Source organism: Mycolicibacterium pyrenivorans, assembly GCF_025821625.1.
Classification (GTDB): domain Bacteria; phylum Actinomycetota; class Actinomycetes; order Mycobacteriales; family Mycobacteriaceae; genus Mycobacterium; species Mycobacterium pyrenivorans.
Window position 1 is genome coordinate 1 of sequence record NZ_JACKSH010000203.1, and the last position, 610, is coordinate 610.

The window sequence follows — 610 nt, forward strand, 5'->3', positions numbered from 1 at the left end:
GCAAGGCGCTGCGCTTATACGTGGCGAAAGGCCTCGTGGACGAACCCCCGCGCACCCCGGCCGGCTACCGCCTCTACGGCGCCGACGACGTCGCCGTGCTCACCTTCATCCGTCAGGCCCGCACACTGGGCCTACGCCTGGATGACATCGCCGCCATCCTGGACATCCGCCGTCACGGCTCGGCGCCATGCACCGCGGTTCGCGCGTTCATCGACACGCGCGTTGACGAGATCGATGCCGCGATCGCCGACCTGCGCGCCCTACGCCGCAGTCTCGTCAACACTCGAAATGCCCATCCAGTCGACGGTGCCACCGCGACCGTGCCGGCCACAATATGCCCCATCGTCGAGCACACCACCGAAAGCTGACCACAGGTTCCCCGACCGATCCCACTGACCGTGGGGCGGTTCCCATCCAGCCGACACTGCGGCAATCAAGATGACGTCAATATGGCGATAAGCGATCTTGAAACTCCACCAACACCGCCAGAATTCGCGATCAACTAGCGTCAGAATTCGCGATCAATGCCACGGGCATTCGGACAGTTCTGATATCCGACGTCACCATTAGAACCGTTCCGCGCGCTCGACGTGGAGGTTTTGCTTGCCCA

1 protein-coding gene is annotated in these 610 nt (G+C 63.1%); it reads left to right on the plus strand.

Features of this window, described 5'->3' with window-relative positions:
- On the plus strand, positions 1-368 hold a 368-nt coding region (locus H7I57_RS23235), incomplete at its 5' end, for a MerR family DNA-binding protein (protein WP_264026359.1).
- Positions 369-610: the final 242 nt, after the last annotated feature.